The following is a 23,046-nucleotide window of genomic DNA, read 5'->3' as shown; positions in this document are numbered from 1 at the left end:
TGATAGAATGGCTGGAGTGAAGCTCATCAACGTCTGGAAGCAGTTTGGGGACTTCACGGCAGTGAGGGAGATGAACCTTGACATTAAGGATGGGGAATTCATGATCCTCCTCGGCCCAAGCGGATGCGGGAAAACGACAACCCTCAGGATGATAGCCGGCCTAGAAGAACCCACCAGGGGCCAGATCTACATCGGAGATAACCTTGTAGCAGACCCGGAGAAGGGGGTATTCGTACCGCCCAAGGACAGGGACATTGCGATGGTCTTCCAGAGCTACGCCCTCTACCCGCACATGACGGTCTACGACAACATAGCCTTCCCCCTCAAACTCAGGAAAGTTCCAAAACAGGAAATCGACCAGCGCGTTAGGGAAGTCGCCGAGATGCTCGGTCTGACCGAGTTCCTCAAGAGGAAGCCTAGGGAATTAAGCGGCGGCCAGAGGCAGCGTGTCGCCCTTGGCAGGGCCATCGTCAGGAAACCCCAAGTGTTCCTCATGGACGAGCCCCTGAGCAACCTGGACGCGAAGCTCAGGGTGAAGATGCGTGCCGAGCTCAAGAAACTCCAGAGACAGCTTGGGGTCACGACGATATACGTCACTCACGACCAGGTCGAGGCAATGACCATGGGCGACAGGATTGCGGTGATAAACAGGGGTGAGCTCCAGCAGGTCGGAACGCCGGAGGAAGTCTATGACAAACCTGCAAACACGTTCGTGGCAGGGTTCATAGGTTCGCCGCCGATGAACTTCATGGACGCGACTATAACCGAGGACGGCTTCGTGGACTTCGGCCCCTTCAGGCTCAAGCTCCTGCCCGACCAGGTTGAGGTGCTGGAAGAGAAGGGCTACCTCGGAAAGGACGTCATCTTCGGAATAAGGCCTGAAGACTTGTACGACGCAATGTTCGCGCAAGTGAAGGTCCCCGGGGAGAACATGGTCAGGGCCATGGTGGACATCATTGAGAACCTCGGAAGCGAGAAGATAGTCCACCTCCGCGTTGGTAATGTGACCTTCCTCGGCTCCTTCAGGTCGGAGTCGAAAGTCGTGGAGGGGCAGGAGGTAGACGTCGTCTTCGACATGAGGAAGGTCCACATCTTCGAGAAGGGGAGCGGAAAGGCCGTATTCTGAAGCTTTTTAAACCCCCTCTCCCATTTTCTTCCATGCCTGTCGAGGACTTTGCGGAGTTTCTGGCCAAAGAGGTTCCAGTTGGCAGGGTGGCGGAGCTCGGGATAGGCTTTCAGTTCAAGGTGGCTTTGAAACTGAAGGAGTTCGGCTACGATGTTCTTGCCGTTGACTGGAACCCTGTATCGGTCGAGAAAGCCAGGGAGCTGGGCCTTAACGCAGTTAGGGATGACCTCTTCAGCCCGAGCCTCGACCTCTACCTCGGGGTCAAAGCGCTCTACTCGGTTAGACCCACTCCTGAGATAGTAAAGCCCATCCTCGAACTCGGGGAGAAGCTCGGGGTCCCGGTTTACATCCTTCCCCTCACGGGCGATACAATGCCGAAAGCCCTGAGGCTCGTGAACTTTAGAGGGCTGGCGATATACACGGCCAAACCTATTTAAGCGGCCGCCGAAGTAGTATCGGTGGTGTGAATGAAGCTCTTTGGCACGGCAGGAATACGTGGAACGCTGTGGGAGAAGGTCACGCCGGAGCTCGCAATGAGGATGGGAATGGCAATCGGAACCTACGTTGACGGTGAGAGCGTTGCCGTCGCGAGGGACGGGAGAACTTCGAGCGTCATGCTCCAGAGCGCAATGATAAGCGGCCTTCTCAGCACGGGAAAGGAGGTTCTCGACCTCGGACTCATCCCAACGCCCGCTTTGGCGTGGGCGACGAGGGAGCACGCCGACGGCGGGGTGATGATAACCGCCTCTCACAATCCCCCGACCGACAACGGCATAAAGGTCTTCAACGGCGACGGAACCGAGTTCTACGTTGAACAGGAAAGAGAGCTTGAAGAACTCTACTTCTCAGGGAGCTTCAGAAAAGCGAACTGGGACGAGATAAAATCGGTTAAGCCCATCGAGGTCATTGACGACTACATCAAAGCGGTTCTCGACTTCGTGAACCACGAGACGAGTCTAAAGGTCCTCTATGACGGCGCCAACGGCGCTGGCAGTGTCTTGGCCCCGTATCTTCTCCGTGAGATGGGGGCGAAGGTGATAAGCGTCAACGCCCACGTTGACGGCCACTTCCCTGGGAGAAAGCCCGAGCCAAGGTACGAGAACATAGCCTACCTTGGAGAACTCGCGAGGGAGCTGGGCGTTGACCTCGTCATAGCCCAGGACGGAGACGCGGACAGGATAGCTGTCTTCGACGAGAAGGGGAACTACTTAACGGAGGACACTGTAATAGCGCTCTTCGCGAAGCGCTACGTCGAAGAGCATGGCGGCGGGACGGTGGTGGTTTCAATCGACACAGGCTCGAGGATAGACCACGTCGTTGAGGAAGCCGGCGGCAGGGTTGTAAGAATACCGCTCGGCCAGCCCCACGACGGGATAAAGAAATACGGGGCTATCTTCGCTGCCGAACCATGGAAGCTCGTCCACCCGAAGTTCGGCCCCTGGATAGACAGCTTCGTGACGATGGGGCTGCTCATCAAGATGATAGACGAGGAAGGCAAGCCCCTCTCGGAGATAGCCAGGGAAAACGTCCCCGAGTTCTACCTCACGAAGAAGAACGTCCCCTGCCCAGATGAGCTAAAGAAGCGGGTCGTTGAGAGTTCGGCAAAAGTCGTGGAAGAAAAACTCGGGGACGAGATAAAGGAGATTCTGACGATCTCTGGCTACCGCTTCAACCTGAAGGACCGCTCCTGGGTTCTCGTGAGGCCCAGCGGAACCGAGCCGAAGATAAGGGTCGTCGTCGAGGCGCCGAGCGAAAAGAGGCGTGACGAGCTTTTTGAGTTCGCCTACAGAACGGTCAGAGAAGCCGTGGAAAAAGCGAAGAAAAATAAGGGGGATTAAACGAACCTCGCCGGTCTTAGAGTTCTGACGGATATCTCGTTCTTTTCTACCATTACTCTGAAGCCCTCCTTGGCGACGTAAGTCTTGACGCCGGTGACGTTCTCGATGTACTTGGCCTCCTTGTAGGGGTTGGCAAAGTGCATCTTCATGCCGATGTGGCTTATGACGAGTGCCTCGGGCTTTTTTTCCATGCTCTTCAGCATCTCAACTGCATCGTCCGTGCTTAGGTGGTAGGGAATGCCCATGTCCCGGGGCCTTGTTACCGCCGCTATGAGCAGCCTTGCGCCATCATGCCACTCGATGAGGCCATCGAAGTATGCCGTGTCGGGTATGTACGAGATGTCACCGAACCGGGTCTTCATGCGGAAGCCGATGGTCGTTGGATCTGAGTGCTGGCTGGGTGTTATTATGAACTCATCCTCACCAATGGGTATCCTGCTCCCCGGCTCGGGTATGTGAACGCTTTCCAGCACGTCAAGGTGGTACTTGCTTATGGCGGGTGTGTGGGTCTCATCGCCGTAGACGACGCTTTTTGAGGCTATCAGCGTTCCCCTCTTCTTGAGTGCTCCCCCGGTCATAGCCTCAACCATGACCTCGAGGTCGTTGCAGTGGTCGACGTGCCTGTGGGAGACGAATATGGCGTCGAGCTTCCTTGGATCGAGCTTGTAGCGCCAGCTCCTAACGAGGGCACCCGGTCCCGGATCAACGTATATGTTCCTGCTCGCGCGTATGTGGAATCCCCCCGTGGAGCGGAACTGGGTTATGGTTATGAACCGCCCACCGCCGCTCCCGAGGAACGTTAGCTCTATCAACTCTCCACCCCCGTTTCTTTTGCAGACGTAGGAGTATCACTTTTTTCCGTATATAAGGGCATTGGCCGAGGAGTACCGCTGGAAAAAACGTGCACATCCATGTATGAAAATGCTGATTTATGAACCGTTGAGCTAACATGCAGTTATACTTATCTGAGCATTAGGCAAAGTATGATGTGTTATTGTAGTATATTGTTACAAAAAAGAGTAACGCAAGCATTATGGGGGTTCAGTTTACGAAACGTTTTTCAACACAGAGCGCGAAGATGTTTGCGCCTCTCAAATCTCGGAGGTGAACGGAAGTGGAGTTCAAACCTTACATACCCCCCGAAAAATCCCTGCCCGAATACACCGTTAAGGCGTTTGTCCTCGGTGTTTTGCTCTCGATTGTAATGGGTGCGGCAAACGCCTACCTCGGAATGTACGCGGGTATGACAGTCAGCGCCAGCATCCCTGCAGCTGTTATATCGATGGCACTACTCTTTGCCTTCAAAGACAGGAACATCCTTGAGAACAACATGGTGCAGACAGCGGCTTCCGCCGGTGAGTCCCTCGCGGCTGGAGTCATCTTCACGTTCCCGGCCCTCATAGTGCTCGAATACTACACCACGTTCCCCTACTACATCGTGACCATAATAGCGGCCCTCGGAGGTGCCCTCGGTGCCCTCTTCACCATAGTGCTCAGGAGGGCATTCATAGCCGAGGAGAAGCTCCCCTATCCCGAGGGTACTGCATGTGCCGAGGTCCTCATCGCGGGAGACAAAGGCGGAAGCCACGCCAAGCCGATACTCTGGGGCGGAATCTTTGGAGGTGTCTTCAAGCTCTTTGGCAGCTCCGGTCTCTGGGCAGGGACCGTTGAGGCCGCCAAGGCAGTCGGCTCGCGCGTTTACTACATTGGAAGCGACCTCTCCGCTGCACTCGTGGCTGTCGGCTACATCGTCGGTCTCAACATAGCCTTTCTCGTGTTCCTCGGCGGCGCCATTGCTTGGTTCATAGCCATTCCTATCTACGCAGGCCAGATGGGCCACACTGACCTCAGCCCGCTCGACCTCGCCTGGACCATCTGGAGTACCAAGATCAGGTACATGGGTGTCGGCGCAATGGTCGTTGGCGGCCTCTGGAGCCTTATCAAGCTCAGGGGGCCAATATCGAGAGGCATCAGGGCTGGACTTGAGGCGGCCAAGCACAGACAGGCCGGAGGAACCCTTCCCAGAACCGAGGAGGACTTGCCGCTTAACTACGTCCTGATGCTCATAGCAGCCTTCGTGATTCCACTGTTCCTCCTCTACGCCCACATCCTTGACTCAATAGGGATTGCGGCAATAATGGCAGTCATAATGCTCATCCTCGGCTTCTTCGGAAGCGCGATAGCCGGCTACCTCGCGGGTGTCGTTGGTTCGTCGAACAACCCCGTCTCGGGAATCACCATCATGAGCCTCCTCTTCACGGCCCTCATCCTCAAGGCCCTTGGCCTCTCCGGCACCGAGGGTATGGTGGCCACCATTCTCGTGGCAGCGGTCGTGTGTACAGCAGCCGCTATAGCGGGAGACACCATGCAGGATCTCGCCACAGGTTACCTCGTCGGTGCGACCCCCAAGAGGCAGCAGGTCTTTGAGGTCATTGGTGTCTTCGCGGCGGCCTTTGTTATGGCCCCTGTGCTCAACCTCCTAATCCAGGCCTACGGTATAGCCGGAACCCCAACGGCCAAAGAGAACGCCCTCGCGGCCCCTCAGGCCTTCCTCATGGCCAAGGTCACTGAGGGTGTCTTCACCGGCAACCTCGAGTGGAACATGATATACATCGGAGCAGGCATAGCCATAGTCCTCATAATCCTCGACGAGATACTCGCCATGAAGGGCTCCAAGTTCAGGACGCCGGTCATGCCGGTCGCGGTTGGAATCTACCTGCCGCTCAGCCTCGGCGTGCCGATATTCCTCGGCGGCCTCATCAGGCACTTCGTCACCAAGGCCAGGGGAGACAGCGCAGAGAACCCGACTGACCCGGGTGTCCTTGGTGCGGCGGGGCTCATAGCAGGTGAGGCCCTCATGGGAATCACCTTCGCTGCTCTTATCGTTGCAGGAGTTGCACCTAGCATCGGCTTCAGCAGCAACCTCCTGGGAGTCATCCTCCTGGCTGGAATAGCAACCTGGCTCTACATTACCGGCAGGAAGAAGTGAGTCCTTTTTCCCTTTTCTTCCCAACCTTTAAATTTCAGGTGCCGGAGGAAAGACCATGGAAGAGTACCTGAACCTTATCCCGGTGTGCAACGAGAAAGTCCAGCTCAGGAAGATCGAGGGAAAGTACTACCTTCTCGTCCCCATGGAGTCAAAGCTCGACTTCTTGGCCAGAAAACTCCACGGGGACTACAGGAGGATAGAACTCGACGAAGTGGGGGCATACATCTGGGAGCTCTGCGATGGCAGAAGAACCATCGGAGAGATAGGAAAGGCCCTGAAGGCGCGCTTCGGGGAGGAAGTTGAGCCCCTCTACGAGCGCCTGGTGACGTTTCTTTTAGAACTGAGGAAAAGGTATCTGGTTGAGTTTAAAAGGGCTGACGATATAGTCTGAGGTGGTGATTGAAATGAGCGAAACCCTTGATAAGGTCTCCCAGGAGATCGAAAACCTCCGGGACGAGATGGTGGAAACCCTCGTTGAACTCATAAAAATCCCGGCGATAAGCCCAGACTATGGCTACGAGGGCGAATACGACAAGGCCCAGAAGCTGCTCGAGATGATAAAGGACTGGCCCTTCGACAAGGTGGAGGTCTACAACGCGCCCGACGAGAGGGCCAAGAACGGCGCCAGGCCCAACATTCTGGCTTACTACTACGGTGAAAAGGGCGAGGAAAGCGAGAGGCTCTGGATACTCACCCACATCGACGTCGTCCCGCCCGGCGACCTGAGCAAGTGGACGGTAACCGAGCCGTTCAAGCCCCTCGTAAAGGACGGAAAGGTCTATGGTAGAGGAAGCGAGGACAACGGCCAGAGCCTCGTTGCGAGCCTCTACGCCGTTAAAGCCATGATGCACCTCGGGATAAGGCCGAAGAGAACAATAATCCTTGCCTTCGTCAGCGACGAGGAAACTGGAAGCAAGTATGGAATCGGGTGGCTCATGAAGGAGCACCCTGAGCTCTTCAGGGAGAACGACCTCGTTCTGGTTCCAGACGGCGGAAACGAGGATGGAACATTCATTGAGGTCGCTGAGAAGAGCATCCTCTGGTTCAGGGTCAAGGTCAGGGGTAAGCAGGTTCACGCCAGCATGCCGGACAAGGGCCTCAACGCCCACCGCGTGGCGCTCGACTACGCCTACCACCTTGATAAACTCCTCCACGAGAAGTACTCAGAGGAGGACGAGCTCTTTGACCCGCCGAAGAGCACCTTCGAGCCGACGATGGTTCGCGGCCCGGCTGACAGCCCCAACATAGCCCCGGGCGAGCACGAAGTGGTCTTCGACTGCAGGGTTCTGCCGAGATACAGCCTCGATGATATACTGAACGACGCGAAGGTCCTTGCCGAGGAGGTCAAGGAGAGGTATAGGAAGGAGATCGAGGGCAAAACCCTTCCGGAGATAGAGATCGAGGTTCTCCAGCGCCTCGACGCCCCCGCCCCGACCGACCCGAACAGCGAGATAGTTGTTCTCCTGAAGGATGCACTCAGGAAGCTCCGCGGCAAGGAGGCCACTGTGGGAGGAATCGGCGGAGGGACCTTCGCGGCCTTCTTCAGGAAACTCAGAATCCCGGCCGTTGTGTGGGCGACCCTCGATGAGATGGCCCACCAGCCCAACGAGTATGCCAAGATAGAGAACATGGTCGAGGATGCCAAGGTCATGGCTGCTTTGGCACTTCTCTGATCCTTTCCTTTTTGTTTCAAACGGTTTTGAAGCCGTCGAGGGGTATTTATACTTCCCTGGCGTACTATCCCCAGGTGATTCGATGCGGCGACTGGTTCTACTGGCCATACTCCTCACCGTCATCGTTGGGGGCTGTCTCGGGCAGGCGGAGAACGGCAAACCGTCCCCGACCTCAAGCAGCTCAACCTTCACGCCGCCAGGAACGAAATACGATGTGCTGAAAGAGGGGCAGGAAGCCCCTATAGTTCGGGGAATCAACGCCTTTGCCGTCGACCTCTACCGGGAGCTGGCAGGAGGGGAGGACAACCTGTTCTTCTCGCCCTACAGCGTTGAGACCGCCCTCGCGATGGCATACGATGGGGCAAGCGGGGCTACGCGGGAGGAAATGGGAAAGGTTCTCCACCTGCCATCTGAGAATGACACGAGGTGGGTGGGCTTCAGGTACCTGTTGCTCTCCCTGAAAACCTCGAATGGTTCTCCGTACGTCCTCAGAAGCGCGAATGCGCTCTGGATCCAGAGGGACTACCCGATCGATGAGAAGTACCTCTGGGTCATAAGGACGTTCTACCTGGGAAGAGTGGATAAGGTAGACTTCGTGAACGACCCCGAAGGATCCGCGAGGGAGATAAACGACTGGGTTGAGGAGCAGACGAACGGAAGGATCAAGGACATCCTATCGAAGCTCAGCCCCGACACGAGGCTGATAATAACGAACGCGATCTACTTCAAGGGCAACTGGTCGAGCAGGTTCGAGGCGAGCGAGACGAGGAACGGGACTTTCCACTCGCCCTCGGGCCCGGTTACGGTTCCGATGATGCACCAGAGGGGGAAGTTCCCATACTTTGAAAACAATGAGCTCCAGGCCCTCGAGCTGCCCTACGAGGGTGGAAGACTGAGTATGCTAATAATCCTTCCCAGAGAGGGGAAGTTTGAGAAAGTCGAGAACGAACTGAGCACCGAGTTTATAGAGGATATTATGAACGGTACGACTGAGGAGAGCGTGAAGGTGACCCTCCCGAAGTTCAGGGTCGCGCAGGAGTACCACCTGAGGGACATCCTCGCGGATATGGGAATGGGGAGCGCCTTTAAGGTGCCGGGCTTTTCGGGGATATCGCCGGGAGGCAATCTTGTGATAAGCGACGTCCTCCATAAGACCCTCATAAGCGTCGCCGAGAATGGAACCGAGGCGGCAGCGGTAACGGCCGTCACGATGACTCTGGCCGCCGTGCCGGGGCAGGAAAACTTCAAGGTATTCAATGCAGATCGCCCCTTCATATTCCTCATCTACGACAGGGAAACTGGCGCGATACTCTTCATGGGCAGGCTGGTGAACCCGAAGGAGTGAGCTTTTAAATTCTCCCCCCAACTTTTTTCATGCCCCTCTGGAAGGACGGAAAGCTCGGACTGCCAGTTAAGGAAGCGGTGAAGCTCTTCCCCGAGCTTGAAAAATACCTCGACGAACGCGGAAGGCTCGACTTCTCGAACAGAAAAGCCCGGATACTCTACAACAGGGCGATTGCCAAAGCCCTCTTTGGGTTAGACGTTGAATACCACCCAAAGGGCCTAGTCACCACCCCTGTCTCGCGCTACCTTTTCATGAAGACGTTTTTGAGGGGTGGTGAAAGGGTTCTGGAGATAGGAGCCGGGCACACGGCTTTGATGACCCTCCTGGCGGCGAAAATATTCAACTGCGACGTTACCGCGACAGAGCTTGACGACGAGTTCTTTGAATATGCCCGGAGAAACATCGAAAAAAACCGCGCGAATGTGAGGCTGATAAAGAGTGACGGCGGAATAATCCGCGGAGTTATCCCAGAAGGCAAGACCTTTGATGTCATCTTCTCCGCCCCGCCCTACTACGAGGCCCCTACCAAAGGTGTTCTGACGGAAAGGGAAGGCGTTGGGGGAGGAAGATACGGTGAGGAGTTCTCGGTGAGGCTGATAGAGGAGGCACTTGACTATTTGAGGCCTGGTGGAAAAGTGGCGCTCTTTCTTCCGGACAAGAAACCTCTGATAAACGCAATAACGAAAAGGGGAGAGGAACTGGGCTATTCAGTTAGAGACGTCCGCTTCAAGGCCGGAACCCGGTGGAGGCACAGTTTGATTTTAGCACTTTAGGGACTCAGACCGTGGGCGTCTCAGCACTCACGCCGGTCTCAGAGGAGGTGCTTTCTCCTCATCGTCCCTCCTGTGGGGGAAGTCTTCATTTCGTATCCTCAACATAGAGGAAGAGTGCCTTGAGATACTCCGTGTCCTTTGAGGCCATTAATATCGGGTGGTCTGGGGCCTGTGTCCTGTATGGTTCGAGCATCTTGAGGAACTTTCCAGCTTTTGCGGCCGCGGCAATAACCATGTCCTTGAATGCCTGCATGTCGACGTGCTGGGAGCAGGAGGCGGTAACGAGTATTCCACCCTCCTTGACGAGCTGAAGGCCGGCGTAGTTCACGTTGAAGTAGGCCCTTAATCCGCGCTTGAGATCCTTCTCGTGCTGGACAAATGCCGGGGGATCGAGTATCACTATGTCAAACTTCTCGCCCTTCTTTATCATCTCTTCCATGACCGGGAAGGCTGAACCAACTATATACTTCATCTTATCCTCGACGCCGTTGAGCTTGGCGTTCTCCTTCACCATGTTGATGGCCCAGGGAGACTTATCGACTGCAACGACTTCGTCGGCACCTGCCACAGCGGCATGTATTGCGAAGCCGCCAGTGTATGTGAAAACGTCCAGAACGCGCATTCCAGGCTTGACGTACTTCTCCAGGGCGATTCTGTTCTCCCTCTGGTCGAGGAAGAAGCCGGTCTTTTGTCCCCTCATATCGACGATGAACTTGGCCTTGCCCTCCTCTATTATGGTGCGATACTTCTCCTTCCCAAGGAGAACGCGCTCAATCTCCGGTAAGCCCTCCCGTCTCCTTGACCTCCCGGTGTTCTTTTCGAAGACGGTCTCTACCTCCGGCTCGGCCTCCATTATGGCCTCGGCGACCTCCATCTTGAAGCGTTCCATACCGACGCTCGATATCTGAACGGAGGCTATCTCGTTGAAGCGGTCGACTATGAGACCGGGCAGGTAGTCAGCCTCGCCGTAAACCATGCGGTAGGCCTTGTCGTAGCCGAGCACCTTTTTCCTGTACTCGTTGGCCTTCTTAATTCTCTCGCGGAAAAGCTCCTTGTTGACCTCCGTCTCGCGGTCCTTCGTTATGAGCCTGACCATTATGTTGGAGTGGGGGTTCACGAAGCCCTTGCCGAGGAACTTGCCCCCGCGAGTGTAGACCTCCACAATATCACCGGGGGAGAACTCGCCCTCGGTTCTCACCACTCCCTTCTTGAAGACTATCATCGCGCCCTTTCCTATTGCTCTCGCTGCTTGAGCGTCAACGATTACCCTCGCCATTCTCTCACCACCGGTTGAAGTTCGGCGATAGGTATATAACCCTTAGCGTCCTATATTATACTGGTGGTTCTATGCACTTTGAGGTAGTGAAGGAGTTTCTCGAGGAGATTGGGGAGGATTGGGTAGAGGTCGACGGCGAAATCCACCTCGAGCCAGAGGTGTTCTATGAGGTCTGGAAATACGTCGGCCAGCCCGACCTCGAGACGTACACCGTGGAGGACGAGGTCGTTGAACCGGGTTCTTACGATCCGCCCGAGATGAAGTACACGGAAATGAAGAAGGTGAAGGTCAAGAAAGCGTACTTCACCACACTGGACGGCAAGAGAATAGTAACGGACTACGCTGAACTCCAGAGGATCATGAAGGAGAAATCCGCCTGATTCTTCTTCCCTTCTTACCCAATCATTATCGGAAGCATCAGAACCCCCATACAGCATGTTCTCTTAACACCCATCGTAGCGGCCAGCAAGCCTGTTATCGTCGCCCCAGCAAGCACCAGAATGCCGAGTAACCCATCAAAAACGTACGAGAGAAAGACGAGGAAGAGGAGAACCCCCGCGTTCATGGAGCGGTATGGAACTCTTTTCAGGAGGTTGAGTATGAGGGCCGCTAAAGGTTCCCCGTAGAGGAGAACCGCCATTGAAACGAAGAGTGCCGCGAGGAGATAGGTAGTGAGCGCCCTCTCAGGGATCTGGTTCATCAGGGCCACGATGCCGTTCCTCTGCCTCCCCGTTGCGACGAAGTTAGCGAAGGAGAAGAGGAAATTTGCAGTGTTAACCGAGAAGACCACGGTAAGGAAGGAGCGCTCGTCCCTCGAGAGGAAGGAGCCTATCAGAGCGGCCTGGGAGGCCGTGAAGGCGGGAACCAGGGAGGCCACCATCCCGAGAACGGTTCCTAGGAAGGAGAACCTGAGGAACCTGCCACGCTCCATTAGTACGTCTCCATCATCCGTGGCTGCGGGAAGTGAACCCCTTCCTCTCAGGGCCAGCAGGATAACTGAGATCCCAAAAAGGCCGGTAAAGAGGTGGTAAAAGGGCTGGTTGAGGTCGAGGCGAAAAGTCAGGGCTCCTAAGATGCCGGAGAGAATGAAAATGGCGAGGGCGTGAAGTCTCTTTGTTCCCCTCTCGGTGAGGATCAGAAAAGCCGCGAGAAGGAAGATGAGGAGGCGCCCAATCCGAGGACTGTATATAGGGGCCAGTTTCATGTATATCGGAATGAATGGAATGGTCAGAACGACCGCCAAGAAGCTTGCCCACAGCGCTATCATCACGACCTCCATGGCCCTGCCCCTCAGTACGAGCCTGTGGGCAGGCAGTATTCCAAGGGCCGTGCCCTCATCGGGAACGCCCAAAAACGCCGAGGGAATAACGTCCAAGAACGTATGGGTCAGCCCCATCGAGAAGAGGACGAGGTTGTCCCCAACACCGAGCCCCGAGAGAAAAGCCGCGAGCGTGTTGACGTGTATCCCAGGGGAGATGCCGCTGAAAGTACCACCCGCGATTCCAATCAGCAGCTCCCTGAACACAGGTCATCACCGGATTTAACCTCAAAGGCGGGCATGTCCCGGTAGGTCGTGAAGAAGCCGTATGCGGTAACGGTCTGGTTGGCTCTAACTGAAACTCCGAGGGACTTCCTGAGCTTGAGGAGGACCCAGCATCGGCCGCTGGTAACGTTGGCTATCCCGAAGCCATTCTTGTAAACCCTCACCCAGGAGACGTTTCCGGATATCCTCGCGAATTCCCCGGGAGAGAAGGAACAGATGTCGTTCGGAAGCTCCTCGCGCGGAACGGTTACAGTGCAATTGAGGCAGATTAGGGAGGATCTCCTCCAGAGGGCCTCAAAGTGAATACTATCCCCTACCCTCGCGGAGAAGCCGTAGAGCCTGAGTTCCGTGCAGTCCAACCCCAGGGAGCGGCCGGCGCTGACCGCGGTGCAGTTTCCCACGGCGACGTCTCCAACACGCGCCTTTCGAAGAGGTTTCTTCTCGGCGGTTCCAGTGACAACTACGTCAGCGGGGGAATCGACAAAAAGCGAGAGCTTAGAGTAGAACCGGACTATCCCAACGACCCTCACCCTCTGCCCGAGTTTGAGTTCAGCCCCATAGGGTAGGTAGAGGACCACCTCTTCGCTCCCGTTCCAGAGAATTGTTTTCCCGCCCGAGTAGAGTACCACGCCCTCAACGGCCCAGGGCATGTCATCAGAGGGCTTCTTCGGGAAGCCCAGACGGGTGTGGTTTACAGGATAAAACTTTTCGCCGTACCAGAGACCGCTCACCCTCACGAGTTCACCCTTGTCAGCCGGCAGGGGTAAGGCCAGCCTCACCTTAGCGGGGGTGAGCAGGTAGGAGACCCCGGACAGCCAGTAGGCACCGGTGATAGAATCGAGGGGAAACGTCGGAGTGGAGGGGTATACCCTCTCAGGCCGTATCTTAAGGCCGGACGTTGAGTTGAAGGGAATCCCCTCAACCCTGTAAACCTTGCCCAGCTCTAAGGAGGCATACACACCGACGGTTCTCTCTCCGTCAGTCAGGACTGAGAACCCCTCACCGGAGTAGACGCAGAGTCCCACAAAGGATTTGGACTCGACCCGTTCGTTTCCGGTCACTAAGAGGAGGCCGAGAACCGTGAGCAGGGCCGCAATGAGTACGATGGATAATTTTTCTCTCGTAACCATGATTGAAAGTAATCAATGAAACCTTAAAAAGTTTACTCTATTAGAGAGGAATCGACAAGGGAAGGAGAGTTAGTATAGCTCGCCGCTCGGGTAGACGACGATGCCATTCTCGTTAATCTCGAAGGGATACTTCTTCATGGAGTGCTTGGTCTCGCGCATCTTCCTTATGAGGAGGTAGCGCTTGAGCTCGACCTCCTTCTCAACGAAGTCGAGGAGGATGACCCCCCTTGCTATATACTCCTCTATGCCATAGCGGCTTATCTTGCCCCGGGAGGGGTCAGGAGCTTCGGTGGTTAGTATCGAGGTAACCCCCATCTCGAGGAGTATGGTGTTGAACTGGAGCAGGACCGACCTTATTTCCTCCTCCTTCTTAAGCCTGAAGGCTATCGAGGGTATGGAGTCTATTACGAGCCTCTTGGCATTGATGGCCTTGACCACGCGGTAGACGTAGCGAAGGAAGTCCTCTGCGTTAAGGTTGCCCTCGAGGACGTACTGCTCCTCGGAGGGAAGACCGACAACGGCGCTAACACCGTCGATTATGGCTATCTTCCCTTCCCTCTCATACTTCCCGATGTCCCAGCCAAAAGCGAGCATCTCCCGTCTGAGGTCGCGGGACCTCTCCTCAAGGGTGACAATGACTCCTGGTTCATCGTAAAGCTCGGCACCCTTGTAAACGAACTGAACGCCAAAAGTGGTCTTGCCGCTCCCAGTCGGACCGGTAACGAGAACCGTGGTACCCTTCGGGAATCCACCTTCGATTAGATCATCAAACCCCTGGATTCCGCTCTTTACCCTCTCAACAGTGTATTCTGTGACCATACAAACCACCTTCTGGAGTTCGTTGCGAACTCACACTCTTCTCTAGTATAAAATGCAGCACCAAGGAGATATAAAACTTTTGGAAAAATTCCGCCTTTTCACAACGAATTTGAAAAGTATCCAAACGTTCAGAGGCTTGAACCCAGAGAATTGAGTCAATCTTTCGGATACCATCAAAGGTAAAAGGAAAACTGTTTTATTCCATAGGCATACCTATTCATGAGAGGTGAAGCCATGCTGGATCCATTCGGGGCGGAGGCCCGGAGGTTAGTTAAAGAGGAGTTCGGTGGAATAACCGAGCTGCTCATGGTAATCCCCTCGTACGTCGGACTCGAGACGGCCCTCGAGAGGGTCAGATGGGTTGACTCCGGGAAGATACCCGAGGAAGTTCTTGAGCTCGATGGTATAAGGGACCTGCTCACCTTCTACGCCCTCTTGGGAGCACTCGCGTTTTCACCCTACGGGCTGGAGATGGAGCTCGTCAGGGAGGCAAACCTGAGGATATACTCGGCGAGGATAGAACGGGCGAGAACCCTCGAGGGGACGTCCCTGCCGCTCGAAACCGTCAGGGGAGACGAGATTCCGGAGAGAGACAGGATCATACTGGAGAGAACCCACCACACCGAGCTCTCCCAAGAGGAGAGGAGGAAGCTGAGGCTCGAGTACAGGTTAAGCCTCTCAAAGTTCCTGGAACTGTGGGACGGCTCGCTTAAGGAGGTCTACGTGAGGAACGGCTACGCCTACCTGACCTGGAACCAGTCCGTGGAGCTGTGGAGGCGCTCCTTCGAGAGGAGCTTTGAGAGAGCCGTGAACCTGCTCTACGAGGTGAGGGACGAACTTCCAGCGTACTACCTCCAGCTCTACGAGAGACTTGGTGAGATAGCGAGGGAGCACTTCAAGGAGAGGCTCGAGAAGCTCGGGAGAGCGGAAGCCCAGCCGCTTCGCTTCGACCTCTTCCCACCGTGTGTCAAGATCGCCCTCGGCGGAGTCCCATCGGGCCTGAGGAACTACGCCATAACCGTCCTCCTAACTAGCTTCCTGAGCTATGCGAGGCTCTGTCCCAACCCGCCGAGGAGAGACGTCAGGGTAAGGGACTGCGTCCAGAGCCTCGATGTCATTGAGAAGGAGATACTCCCAGTCATCATTGAGGCAGGAAACCGCTGCAGTCCGCCTCTCTTCGAGGATCAGCCCCACGAGATAAAGAACATCTGGTACCACCTCGGCTTTGGCCTGACCGACAAGCCAACCCTCGAGGACAGCGGAAACTCGCCCTGGTACTTCCCACCCAACTGCTCGAAGATAAGGGCAAACGCGCCCGAGCTGTGCAAGCCAGATAGAGACTGTAGGAACATCAAGAATCCGCTGACGTACTACCTCAGGAAGCTCTACTTCGAGAACAAAAAGAGCAAACCTCAGGAAACCTCTAAAGAGAACACAGGCGAAGCCGCCGGGGCAGGGGTGAGAGATAATGAGTGAGCTGTTCAGGGAAGCAACGAAGGAGGAGAGGGTGCGGTACTACAGGAGGGAATGGAGCGCAAAGAGGCTGCCGGAGTTCATAGTAGAGACCCTTGAGAACAGGGAGTTTGGCTTTGACCACACGGGGGAGGGCCCGAGCGATAGGAAGAACGTTTTCCTCGACGTCCGCGACCTTGAGGACTACATGAAGGCCACCGCCCCCTACGCTGTCTACTCCTCGGTTGCCCTCTATGAGGAGCCCAGGGAGATGGAGGGCTGGCTGGGAGCGGAGCTCGTCTTCGACATCGACGCCAAGGATCTGCCCCTGCGGAGGTGCCAGCACATCCACGAACACGGCAGGGTCTGTCCAATCTGCCTTGAGGATGCAAAGGAACTCGCAAGGGATACGCTGATAGTGCTGAAGGAGGACTTTGGCTTCGAAAGCGTTCACGTGATCTACTCCGGCAGGGGATACCACATCAGGGTTCTCGACGACTGGGCGATGACCCTCGATGGGAAGGCGAGGGAGAAGGTACTCTCCTACATAAGCGCGGCCGAGGAGATAACCTTCGACGACATCCGGAGCAGGCGGATAATGCTCTCTTCGGGCTACTACCGGGTCTTCCGCCTGCGCTTTGGGTACTTCCTGAGGAGGATGAACGAGAACCACCTCGTCAACATAAACCTCAGGAGGGGGCAGGTGGAAAAACTCCTGGGGAACCGGGAGGAGGTATACGAGAACTTCGTGAGGAAGGGCCTGCTGACGGCGTTCCCGCAGGGCATCGGCTACAAAACACTCACAAAGCTCTTCGCACTGTCTAGTACCTTTTCAAAGGCCTACTTCGACGGTCGCGTCACCGTCGACGTAAAGAGAATCCTTCGCCTGCCGTCTAGCCTGCACTCCAAGGTGGGCTTTATAACCACGTACATCGGCCCCGACGAGGGAAAGCTGGAACGCTTCAATCCCTTTGAGGACGCGGTTCCGAGGTTCAGGCGCGAGGAGGTCAGGGAGGCCTACAGGCTGTGGCTCGAGGAACACGGTGATGATCTATGAACGGAAGGGTTAAGATAGCCACTGCCATGCTCATCTGGGGAAGTGTAGGGATTTTCGCGCGATTTTCTGGCCTCTCCGGGCTGGGGGTAGCCTTCGCCAGGGTCTCGCTGGGGTCAATCCTGCTCCTGACCATAATGGGCCTGCTTGAAAAAGAGAAGCTCGCGGAGCTTCCCGGCCTGCTCAGGCAGCAGTGGAAGCCGTTCATCGGCCTTGGTATTGCCCTGGCTCTCAACTGGGCGTTCCTATTCACCGCCTTCAACTACACGACCATAGCCAACGCGGTCCTCGTTTATTATACCTCCCCGATACTGGCAATGCTGATCTCATGGCGCTTCCTTAACGAGAGGATCGCGGGGAAAAGGTGGGCACTTATAGGAATGGCCTTTCTGGGGCTGGCGCTGATAATAAGTGGTCAGAGGTTGAGCCTCAACGACAGGGACTTCGTTGGGATACTCCTGGCGTTCGTCGCGGCGTTCTTCTACGCGCTCATTCCAAACTTCGGCCGCTTCCTTCGGGACGTTGATGGGAAAGTTCTGACATTCCTTCAGCTGGCTATAGCCTCGTTCGTTCTGGCCCCCTTCGTGGCAGTCCAGGATACGGGGACGCCGGTCTGGTGGGCGGTTCTGGTTCTCGTGGTCGTCCACACCGTCTTGGCACTCTTCCTATACATGGACGGCCTCAAAACAGTGGAGGTAAACGAGGCCGCTCTGCTCAGCTACCTCGACCCTATGAGCGCAGTGGTCTACGCTTTTCTCGTCTTCGGTGAAGTGCCAGGTTTTACAACGGCTATGGGAGGTGCGCTGATACTCCTCGCATCGGCTTTGGACATTTTGAGTAGAAGGTGAGGCGAGGGGGCCGTAGCCCGCCTTCTGTATCAAGGGGGCATTCGACTGAGCGGCCTACCACGGGGCTCGCACCGGGAACTCATCGCCCCTCCCTCGGCCTTGCACCCCGCGGGACGGCCGTTTCACCGCATCCTCCGGGATAGTCTGCGGGTTAGCTCGGGCACCGTCACCGGGCCCTTCGCGCGCGTCATCCACATCCCCCGGAGGCCGTGTCGTTTCTGCGCCGTTGCCCGGCCTCTCGGCCGGTGCCTTGCGGCACCGCGGCCCCGGTGAGGTGGGCGGAACTTCCTCGGGAGTGCCCCGAGAGCCCCCGACCCCCTCGCCTGTAGGAACTATCGAACGGGGGGATAAAAAGGTTTGGAATGTAGCGGAAATGAATAGATGGTAGAACGGGGTGTGCACTACTTTCTCTTCGGGAGCTCCTTGTTCTCCTTGAACTCCGGCTTTTTGGGCCTCTTGAACCTGCCGAGAGGTGAGCGTCTCTTTGGTTTAGGGCGGACGCGCTTCTTAGTGCTTCCCTGCTCCCTGAGGTAGTACCACGTCCCCACCGCCAGCAGGATGAAGGCCACCAGGACGAGGGCTATCCAGGTTTCCCTCGAACCGCCACCGCCCGCGGCCGTGGTTGTGTTTGAGGAGGTCGTCGTGGACGGGGTGGTTGTCGTTGGGGGCCGGGTTGTAGTAGTCGGCGGTGCCGGGGGCTCGAGGTAGAACTGTCCCTTTATCGAACTGCTCTCCCCGGCGGAAACAAGCGCGAACTCGTAATAGACCGTCTTCCCGACTGGAATCTCGAACTTCACTGTGACCTCGCTGCTTCCAGAGGGTATCGACTGCTTTATCGAGTCCTTGTAGAGGACGCCGTCGTCCGTTGATATGCGGTAGGTGAGAATCCCGTCTACTTCGCTCTCCGAGGGGTTCCAGAGGGTCAGCCTGAAAGTAACCTCGTTCTCAGAGGTCCTCTCGTACGATACGTTCTTCAGAACGAGAGGTGCCGAAACCGTGTACGTCACGTTGTCCTCCCCAATCAGCCTCTCCCCGTAGGTCAGCTTCAGGAGGGCGGTGATGTTTCCCGAGACGTTGGTGGGAAGAGAGGCCTCGAGGACGGTCGTCCCCCTGACGACTCTCACCGGCTTCGTGGCCTTCGAAACGAGCTCTCCGCCCCTGTAGGCCTCAACGGTCAGGTTCAGGTCAATGACCCTCTCCGAAAGGAGGGTCAAGTAGGCGGTGTTCTCCTCGTTTACGCTGACCTCTCCGGACTTGAGGGAGACGCCGACGAGCGTTACCCCAAACTTGACCTGGAAGTCCTTGGAGTATGTGTACTCACCGCCGGAATATCTGATCCGATAGTTCACCCTGTAGGAACCCTCAGGGAGGTCGTATCCCACAGGTATCTCGAACTTCACGAGGTTATCGCCGGGAACAAGGGTTAGGTTCCGGGAATCAGAAAAGTAGGTCTTCCCATTCATTACGAAGGAGACGCTTCCAACCGCAGGGACGTCCCTATGGCCTATGTTGGCAACATGGGAGAAGACAACTATCTTTTCCCCGTTGAGGACGTATGACGAGCTGGGCCGGCTCTGGACATAGGCAGTGGCAACTCCAAAGTTCAGGGGCTCGGCTATGACGTGGAGGGGAATCCTCGCGAAGAGGATGTACATCAAGCCATCAGGCGTGAAGGCCAGAAACCTCATGTAAAGGGTGTAGGTTCCACCAGAAACGTTCGATGGACAGGAGATGTTGTATGAGAATGAGTACCTACCCTTTGGGCTCCAATCAGTGAAGACACTGGGGGAGATGTTGAACTCGAAGCCGGGAATTTTGTTCCCCTCAGAATCCTCCACCCAGAAGCGCTGGTAGCTCACGACCTTGTAAGTGAGGCCGCCCGCGTTCGTCAGCCATATCATACCCGAGCTGTAGTCATCCCGCAGGATGGTTATCTCATCGCTCGTTTCGAGCTGGTCGAACTGGCCTGAAACCCGCGGCAGCATCGAGATGACGAGCAACAGCAGGATAAAGACGGGTACCACTTTTCGCATCCTTCCCACCACTGCTAATTGTACTTTTACCAATATAAACCCTACCCTCCATAGAACAGTATTATGACCCCGACGATCATTAAACTCACAAAGAATGCCATGGAAAGCCGGTAGACAGTGTTACCTGAAACATGGGGTCGAATTATCAGCCCGAGGATCGTGAGCATGAGCCCATATAGGATTGCAAAGATTCCTAAAGCTACGTTCACGGGTATTCCCACTATCATGAGAACCCCCAGAACGGCTCCGGCCAGAACCGTGACGTGGGGGACGGTGAAGATCAGGTAATCCCTGAGCACTTTGGTTTCCTCGTCCATACTTCATCACTCCGCTATGAAGGCGTAGGTAGTGGTCGTGGGGAGGGCCCGCCTTATCTTCGGGAGGAGGTACCTCGGATACAGCTCCTCACTCTTCTCCTCAAGGATGTCGTAGGTTCCGAGGATTTTGTCGATGACCTTGACCTCAACTGCTCCCCTGACCCTGAAATAGCCCCTGTAAACCGTGCTTATCTCCAGGACTATCGGGACCTTCAGGCGTTCGGTTTCCTCCTCTTCAAGGAGGCTCGCCAGATACTCCAGCTCGGAGCGTTTGAAGTAGTGGTAGCTCCCGTCGCGGAGCTTAACCCTTGGCTCTTCCTCCGCCAGAAGCCGGGAGAGGGTTGGCCTGAATGCCGGGAGGTGGAGGTTGACCCTTGCCACTTCCCTGTTCAGAATGTCCTCTGCTGTCGGCATGTTCATGCCTACGGCTGAGGCACAAAAAGCTTTGTTTGACATTAAATTGTTAAACAAGTAGGTCTTTGACGGATATTTAAACATTCTATCGTCAAAGGCGTGGATCCCTCATCTTCTCCCTGTCATAACGACAAAAATTCATTAAAAAGGCTTTTATTGAAGTAATCGTCCATTAAGTGGACACAAAAAATGAACATCAAAACAATGAATGGTGATAAAAATGAACGATATTTCCACCGTGCTGGCGGGCGGAGAAATAAAAAAACCCGGTTTTGTTCAGCTCGTCTTCGTCGACATCAACGGCGTCCCAAAGGGAATGGAGATACCCATCGAGAGGTACGACGAGGCAGTTGAGGATGGGATATCCTTCGATGGCTCCTCAATACCAGGCTTCCAGGGGATAGAGGACAGCGACCTGATGTTCAAGGTGGACCCCGAAACCTACACTGAAGTTCCCTGGGAGGGGATAGCCAGGGTGTACGGGCACGTATACCAGAACGGAAAGCCCTACAGGGCAGACCCCAGAGGGGTTCTCAGGGATGCCCTGGAGGAGCTTGAGAAGGAGGGCTTTAAGGCTTACATCGGGCCCGAGCCGGAGTTCTACCTTTTCAAAAAGAACGGAACCTGGGAGCTTCAGCTGCCTGACGGAGGCGGCTACTTCGACCTGATCACACTTGACAGAGCTAGGGAAGTGAGGAGAGAAATAGCACTCTACATGCAGTACTTAGGACTGAAACCGGAAGTCCTCCACCACGAAGTCGGAAACGCACAGCACGAGATAAACTTCCGCTACGACGAGGCCCTCAGAACCGCCGACAACATAGTGAGCTTCAAGTACACAGTTAAAGCCGTTGCAGAGATGAGGGGCCTGTACGCGACCTTTATGCCCAAGCCCCTCTACGGCTTTCCGGGCAACGGGATGCACCTCCACATAAGCCTCTGGAAGGACGGGAAGAACGCGTTCATTGGGGAAGACGGACTCAGCGAGACGGCGCTCCACTTCATGGCTGGAATCTTGAAACATGCGAAGGCTTTAACTGCACTTACAAACCCGACTGTGAACAGCTACAAGCGCCTCGTTCCAGGTTACGAGGCACCCGTTTACATCAGCTGGGGATACCGCAACAGGAGCTCTCTGATACGCGTTCCTGCGTTCAGGGGCAACGGAGCGAGAATAGAGTACCGCTGTCCGGACCCTGGTGCCAACCCATACCTCGCCTTTGCAGCGGTTCTGCTGGCGGGACTCGACGGCATAAAACGCAGACTCGAACCCGGGGACTACGTTGAGACCAACGTGTACGAGATGAAGGAGGAAGAACGCGAAAGACTTGGTATAGACACCCTTCCGGGAAGCCTGTCGGAGGCCCTCGATGCCCTGCGGAAAGATAAGGTCGTCAGGAAATCCCTCGGAGGTGCCTACGGGAACTTCATGAAGTACAAGGAAGCCGAGTGGGATGCCTACACAGAGTACCTTGAATCCAAGGGTCTGCCGGAAGATACGAAAAAGGTGACCGAGTGGGAGCTCGAGAGGTATTTCCACCTCTAATGGCCCTCTTCAAGGGCCGCTTCTTCCAGCCTCTCTTTCTCCCTGGCATGGACTATTATGGAACCGCCGATTATGAGGGCTGCACCTATTATCTGCCTGGGACTCAGCGTCTCCCCAAAGAGGAGGAACGCGAGTGTTATCGCCACGACAGGCTCAACGGTTGCTATTATGCTCGCTCTGCTGACCTCGACCTCTTTCAGGGCATGGTTGTAGAGGATGTAGCCGAGGAACGTCGGAAAGAAGGCCAGCGCGAAGAGGTAGGGAACCGCTCCAGCAGGAACGTTGAAGTCCGTGAAGGGGAGCAGGAAAAAGAGGCCGAAGAGAAGTGTGTAGAAGAGGGCCTTCTCAGGCTCCTCGTTCCTCACCGCAAACTTGGCGAGGACGCCGTAAAGGGCGTAGGTAAATCCGGTCAGGAGGCCGAAGAGGAGGGCCTTAGTCGAGAAGCCACTGTTCACCCCATTGACGAGAACGACACCCGCCATCACGAGGAACAGCGCGAGAACCTTTTCTCCAGTCAGCTTTTCTCCGAAGATCAACTTCCCAAGGACTATCGAGTAGACTGGCGCCGTGTAGAGCAAGAGGACGGCAAACGAGACGGAAGATATTGTCACCGTGTAAAAGTAGAGGGTGTAGAATAAGAATATGCTGAAGAAGCCGTAGAGAGCATAGAACTTCAATCTGGAACGCTCGATGGAGAAACCGATGCCCCTAATCCTGAGGTACACCGCCAGAAGGGCGACCGCAAAGAGAACCCTGTAGAAGACCATAGTGAAGGTGCTCAGGCCAAAGCCGTCGAGGTACTTGGCGAATATACCCAGGGTCCCCCACATGCTTGCGGCCAGAAAAACAAAAAGGTAACCGCGCCTCATG

Annotated in this window: 22 protein-coding genes and 1 other RNA gene; 13 read left to right on the top strand and 10 right to left on the bottom strand. The window is 55.7% G+C overall.

Going from position 1 to position 23,046, the window contains the following annotated elements:
* The first annotated feature begins 7 nt into the window (after nt 1–7).
* From A3L08_RS02815 to glmM, 3 genes are read left to right on the top strand one after another with little or no spacing between them, the layout of a single operon-like run.
* Nucleotides 8–1,126: an ABC transporter ATP-binding protein gene (locus tag A3L08_RS02815; protein WP_088853598.1), complete on the top strand. Its 1,119-nt coding sequence runs from the start codon at nt 8–10 to the stop codon at nt 1,124–1,126.
* 32 nt (nt 1,127–1,158) lie between these two features.
* On the top strand, nt 1,159–1,563 hold the full coding sequence (locus A3L08_RS02810) for a UPF0146 family protein (protein ID WP_088853597.1): 405 nt from the start codon (nt 1,159–1,161) through the stop codon (nt 1,561–1,563).
* A gap of 30 nt (nt 1,564–1,593) precedes the next feature.
* Complete coding sequence (gene glmM / locus A3L08_RS02805; RefSeq protein ID WP_088853596.1) at nt 1,594–2,964, top strand: phosphoglucosamine mutase; 1,371 nt, start codon at nt 1,594–1,596, stop codon at nt 2,962–2,964.
* On the opposite strand, the gene A3L08_RS02800 is transcribed toward glmM, so the two are convergent.
* Nucleotides 2,961–3,776, bottom strand: coding sequence for an MBL fold metallo-hydrolase (locus A3L08_RS02800; protein ID WP_088853595.1), 816 nt, complete (start codon nt 3,774–3,776; stop codon nt 2,961–2,963). The genes glmM and A3L08_RS02800 overlap by 4 nt on opposite strands.
* A 302-nt stretch (nt 3,777–4,078) precedes the next feature.
* Between A3L08_RS02800 and A3L08_RS02795 the strand changes: the two genes are divergently transcribed.
* The 5 genes from A3L08_RS02795 to A3L08_RS02775 all read left to right on the top strand — a co-directional run bounded on the left by A3L08_RS02795 (nt 4,079) and on the right by A3L08_RS02775 (nt 9,744).
* Nucleotides 4,079–5,953, top strand: a complete 1,875-nt coding sequence (locus tag A3L08_RS02795) for an OPT family oligopeptide transporter (protein ID WP_088853594.1) — start codon at nt 4,079–4,081, stop codon at nt 5,951–5,953.
* Between the two features lie 55 nt (nt 5,954–6,008).
* Nucleotides 6,009–6,344: a PqqD family protein gene (locus A3L08_RS02790; protein ID WP_088853593.1), complete on the top strand. Its 336-nt coding sequence runs from the start codon at nt 6,009–6,011 to the stop codon at nt 6,342–6,344.
* Nucleotides 6,345–6,357: 13 nt separating this feature from the next.
* On the top strand, nt 6,358–7,626 hold the full coding sequence (locus A3L08_RS02785) for a M20 family metallo-hydrolase (protein WP_088853592.1): 1,269 nt from the start codon (nt 6,358–6,360) through the stop codon (nt 7,624–7,626).
* Between the two features lie 82 nt (nt 7,627–7,708).
* Nucleotides 7,709–8,971 (top strand): serpin family protein, encoded by a 1,263-nt coding sequence (locus tag A3L08_RS02780; RefSeq protein WP_088853591.1) that lies wholly within the window; start codon nt 7,709–7,711, stop codon nt 8,969–8,971.
* A gap of 29 nt (nt 8,972–9,000) precedes the next feature.
* Nucleotides 9,001–9,744 carry a methyltransferase domain-containing protein gene (locus A3L08_RS02775; RefSeq protein ID WP_088853590.1) on the top strand — a complete coding sequence of 248 codons (744 nt, stop codon included), beginning with the start codon at nt 9,001–9,003 and terminating at the stop codon, nt 9,742–9,744.
* Nucleotides 9,745–9,829: 85 nt separating this feature from the next.
* On the opposite strand, the gene A3L08_RS02770 is transcribed toward A3L08_RS02775, so the two are convergent.
* On the bottom strand, nt 9,830–11,020 hold the full coding sequence (locus A3L08_RS02770; RefSeq protein ID WP_088853589.1) for a class I SAM-dependent rRNA methyltransferase: 1,191 nt from the start codon (nt 11,018–11,020) through the stop codon (nt 9,830–9,832).
* A 71-nt stretch (nt 11,021–11,091) separates the two neighbouring features.
* Here A3L08_RS02770 and A3L08_RS02765 point away from each other — a divergent pair, with 71 nt between their 5' ends.
* Nucleotides 11,092–11,400: a DUF5748 family protein gene (locus A3L08_RS02765; RefSeq protein ID WP_088853588.1), complete on the top strand. Its 309-nt coding sequence runs from the start codon at nt 11,092–11,094 to the stop codon at nt 11,398–11,400.
* Nucleotides 11,401–11,414: 14 nt separating this feature from the next.
* Here the strand turns inward: A3L08_RS02765 and A3L08_RS02760 are convergent, their stop codons facing one another.
* From A3L08_RS02760 to A3L08_RS02750, 3 genes are all read right to left on the bottom strand, one after another.
* Nucleotides 11,415–12,545 carry a tripartite tricarboxylate transporter permease gene (locus tag A3L08_RS02760; protein ID WP_088853587.1) on the bottom strand — a complete coding sequence of 377 codons (1,131 nt, stop codon included), beginning with the start codon at nt 12,543–12,545 and terminating at the stop codon, nt 11,415–11,417.
* Nucleotides 12,527–13,693 carry a hypothetical protein gene (locus A3L08_RS02755; protein ID WP_088853586.1) on the bottom strand — a complete coding sequence of 389 codons (1,167 nt, stop codon included), beginning with the start codon at nt 13,691–13,693 and terminating at the stop codon, nt 12,527–12,529. The genes A3L08_RS02760 and A3L08_RS02755 overlap by 19 nt, the downstream gene beginning before the upstream one ends.
* Before the next feature lie 69 nt (nt 13,694–13,762).
* The gene (locus tag A3L08_RS02750; protein WP_088853585.1) at nt 13,763–14,512 is read right to left on the bottom strand and encodes an ATPase domain-containing protein; all 750 of its coding nucleotides are present in this window, start codon (nt 14,510–14,512) and stop codon (nt 13,763–13,765) included.
* Nucleotides 14,513–14,746: 234 nt separating this feature from the next.
* On the opposite strand from A3L08_RS02750, the gene priL reads away from it, so the two are divergent.
* From priL to A3L08_RS02735, 3 genes are read left to right on the top strand one after another with little or no spacing between them, the layout of a single operon-like run.
* Nucleotides 14,747–15,988: a DNA primase large subunit PriL gene (gene priL / locus A3L08_RS02745; protein ID WP_088853584.1), complete on the top strand. Its 1,242-nt coding sequence runs from the start codon at nt 14,747–14,749 to the stop codon at nt 15,986–15,988.
* The gene (gene priS / locus A3L08_RS02740) at nt 15,981–17,021 is read left to right on the top strand and encodes a DNA primase catalytic subunit PriS (protein WP_088853583.1); all 1,041 of its coding nucleotides are present in this window, start codon (nt 15,981–15,983) and stop codon (nt 17,019–17,021) included. Before priL ends, priS begins: the two co-directional genes overlap by 8 nt.
* Complete coding sequence (locus A3L08_RS02735; RefSeq protein ID WP_088853582.1) at nt 17,018–17,866, top strand: DMT family transporter; 849 nt, start codon at nt 17,018–17,020, stop codon at nt 17,864–17,866. Before priS ends, A3L08_RS02735 begins: the two co-directional genes overlap by 4 nt.
* A gap of 1 nt (nt 17,867) precedes the next feature.
* Here the strand turns inward: A3L08_RS02735 and rnpB are convergent.
* From rnpB to A3L08_RS02715, 4 genes are all read right to left on the bottom strand, one after another.
* Nucleotides 17,868–18,189: RNase P RNA component (gene rnpB / locus A3L08_RS02730), an RNA gene on the bottom strand.
* 78 nt (nt 18,190–18,267) lie between these two features.
* The gene (locus A3L08_RS02725; protein ID WP_088853581.1) at nt 18,268–19,899 is read right to left on the bottom strand and encodes a COG1361 family protein; all 1,632 of its coding nucleotides are present in this window, start codon (nt 19,897–19,899) and stop codon (nt 18,268–18,270) included.
* Between the two features lie 41 nt (nt 19,900–19,940).
* Nucleotides 19,941–20,216, bottom strand: coding sequence for a hypothetical protein (locus A3L08_RS02720; protein ID WP_088853580.1), 276 nt, complete (start codon nt 20,214–20,216; stop codon nt 19,941–19,943).
* Between the two features lie 6 nt (nt 20,217–20,222).
* Nucleotides 20,223–20,630, bottom strand: coding sequence for a DUF61 family protein (locus tag A3L08_RS02715; protein WP_088853579.1), 408 nt, complete (start codon nt 20,628–20,630; stop codon nt 20,223–20,225).
* A 220-nt stretch (nt 20,631–20,850) separates the two neighbouring features.
* Here A3L08_RS02715 and glnA point away from each other — a divergent pair, with 220 nt between their 5' ends.
* Nucleotides 20,851–22,176 (top strand): type I glutamate--ammonia ligase, encoded by a 1,326-nt coding sequence (glnA, locus tag A3L08_RS02710; protein ID WP_088853578.1) that lies wholly within the window; start codon nt 20,851–20,853, stop codon nt 22,174–22,176.
* Here the strand turns inward: glnA and A3L08_RS02705 are convergent.
* On the bottom strand, nt 22,173–23,045 hold the full coding sequence (locus A3L08_RS02705; protein WP_088853577.1) for an EamA family transporter: 873 nt from the start codon (nt 23,043–23,045) through the stop codon (nt 22,173–22,175). The genes glnA and A3L08_RS02705 overlap by 4 nt on opposite strands.
* Nucleotide 23,046: the final 1 nt, after the last annotated feature.

The organism is Thermococcus pacificus (assembly GCF_002214485.1).
GTDB classification, from domain to species: Archaea; Methanobacteriota_B; Thermococci; order Thermococcales; family Thermococcaceae; genus Thermococcus; species Thermococcus pacificus.
Note: the sequence above shows the minus strand (reverse complement) of the source record. Positions and strands in the feature narration are given on the sequence as shown.

Coding starts and splice junctions, on each gene's coding strand:
- A3L08_RS02750 (WP_088853585.1), bottom strand. CDS start 14,512: ATGGTCACAGAATACACTGTTGAGAGGGTAAAGAGCGGAATCCAGGGG.
- A3L08_RS02735 (WP_088853582.1), top strand. CDS start 17,018: ATGAACGGAAGGGTTAAGATAGCCACTGCCATGCTCATCTGGGGAAGT.
- A3L08_RS02785 (WP_088853592.1), top strand. CDS start 6,358: ATGAGCGAAACCCTTGATAAGGTCTCCCAGGAGATCGAAAACCTCCGG.
- A3L08_RS02715 (WP_088853579.1), bottom strand. CDS start 20,630: ATGCCGACAGCAGAGGACATTCTGAACAGGGAAGTGGCAAGGGTCAAC.
- priL (WP_088853584.1), top strand. CDS start 14,747: ATGCTGGATCCATTCGGGGCGGAGGCCCGGAGGTTAGTTAAAGAGGAG.
- A3L08_RS02815 (WP_088853598.1), top strand. CDS start 8: ATGGCTGGAGTGAAGCTCATCAACGTCTGGAAGCAGTTTGGGGACTTC.
- glmM (WP_088853596.1), top strand. CDS start 1,594: ATGAAGCTCTTTGGCACGGCAGGAATACGTGGAACGCTGTGGGAGAAG.
- A3L08_RS02810 (WP_088853597.1), top strand. CDS start 1,159: ATGCCTGTCGAGGACTTTGCGGAGTTTCTGGCCAAAGAGGTTCCAGTT.
- A3L08_RS02755 (WP_088853586.1), bottom strand. CDS start 13,693: ATGGTTACGAGAGAAAAATTATCCATCGTACTCATTGCGGCCCTGCTC.
- A3L08_RS02790 (WP_088853593.1), top strand. CDS start 6,009: ATGGAAGAGTACCTGAACCTTATCCCGGTGTGCAACGAGAAAGTCCAG.
- A3L08_RS02725 (WP_088853581.1), bottom strand. CDS start 19,899: ATGCGAAAAGTGGTACCCGTCTTTATCCTGCTGTTGCTCGTCATCTCG.
- A3L08_RS02770 (WP_088853589.1), bottom strand. CDS start 11,020: ATGGCGAGGGTAATCGTTGACGCTCAAGCAGCGAGAGCAATAGGAAAG.
- A3L08_RS02775 (WP_088853590.1), top strand. CDS start 9,001: ATGCCCCTCTGGAAGGACGGAAAGCTCGGACTGCCAGTTAAGGAAGCG.
- glnA (WP_088853578.1), top strand. CDS start 20,851: ATGAACGATATTTCCACCGTGCTGGCGGGCGGAGAAATAAAAAAACCC.
- A3L08_RS02720 (WP_088853580.1), bottom strand. CDS start 20,216: ATGGACGAGGAAACCAAAGTGCTCAGGGATTACCTGATCTTCACCGTC.
- A3L08_RS02780 (WP_088853591.1), top strand. CDS start 7,709: ATGCGGCGACTGGTTCTACTGGCCATACTCCTCACCGTCATCGTTGGG.
- A3L08_RS02765 (WP_088853588.1), top strand. CDS start 11,092: ATGCACTTTGAGGTAGTGAAGGAGTTTCTCGAGGAGATTGGGGAGGAT.
- priS (WP_088853583.1), top strand. CDS start 15,981: ATGAGTGAGCTGTTCAGGGAAGCAACGAAGGAGGAGAGGGTGCGGTAC.
- A3L08_RS02705 (WP_088853577.1), bottom strand. CDS start 23,045: ATGAGGCGCGGTTACCTTTTTGTTTTTCTGGCCGCAAGCATGTGGGGG.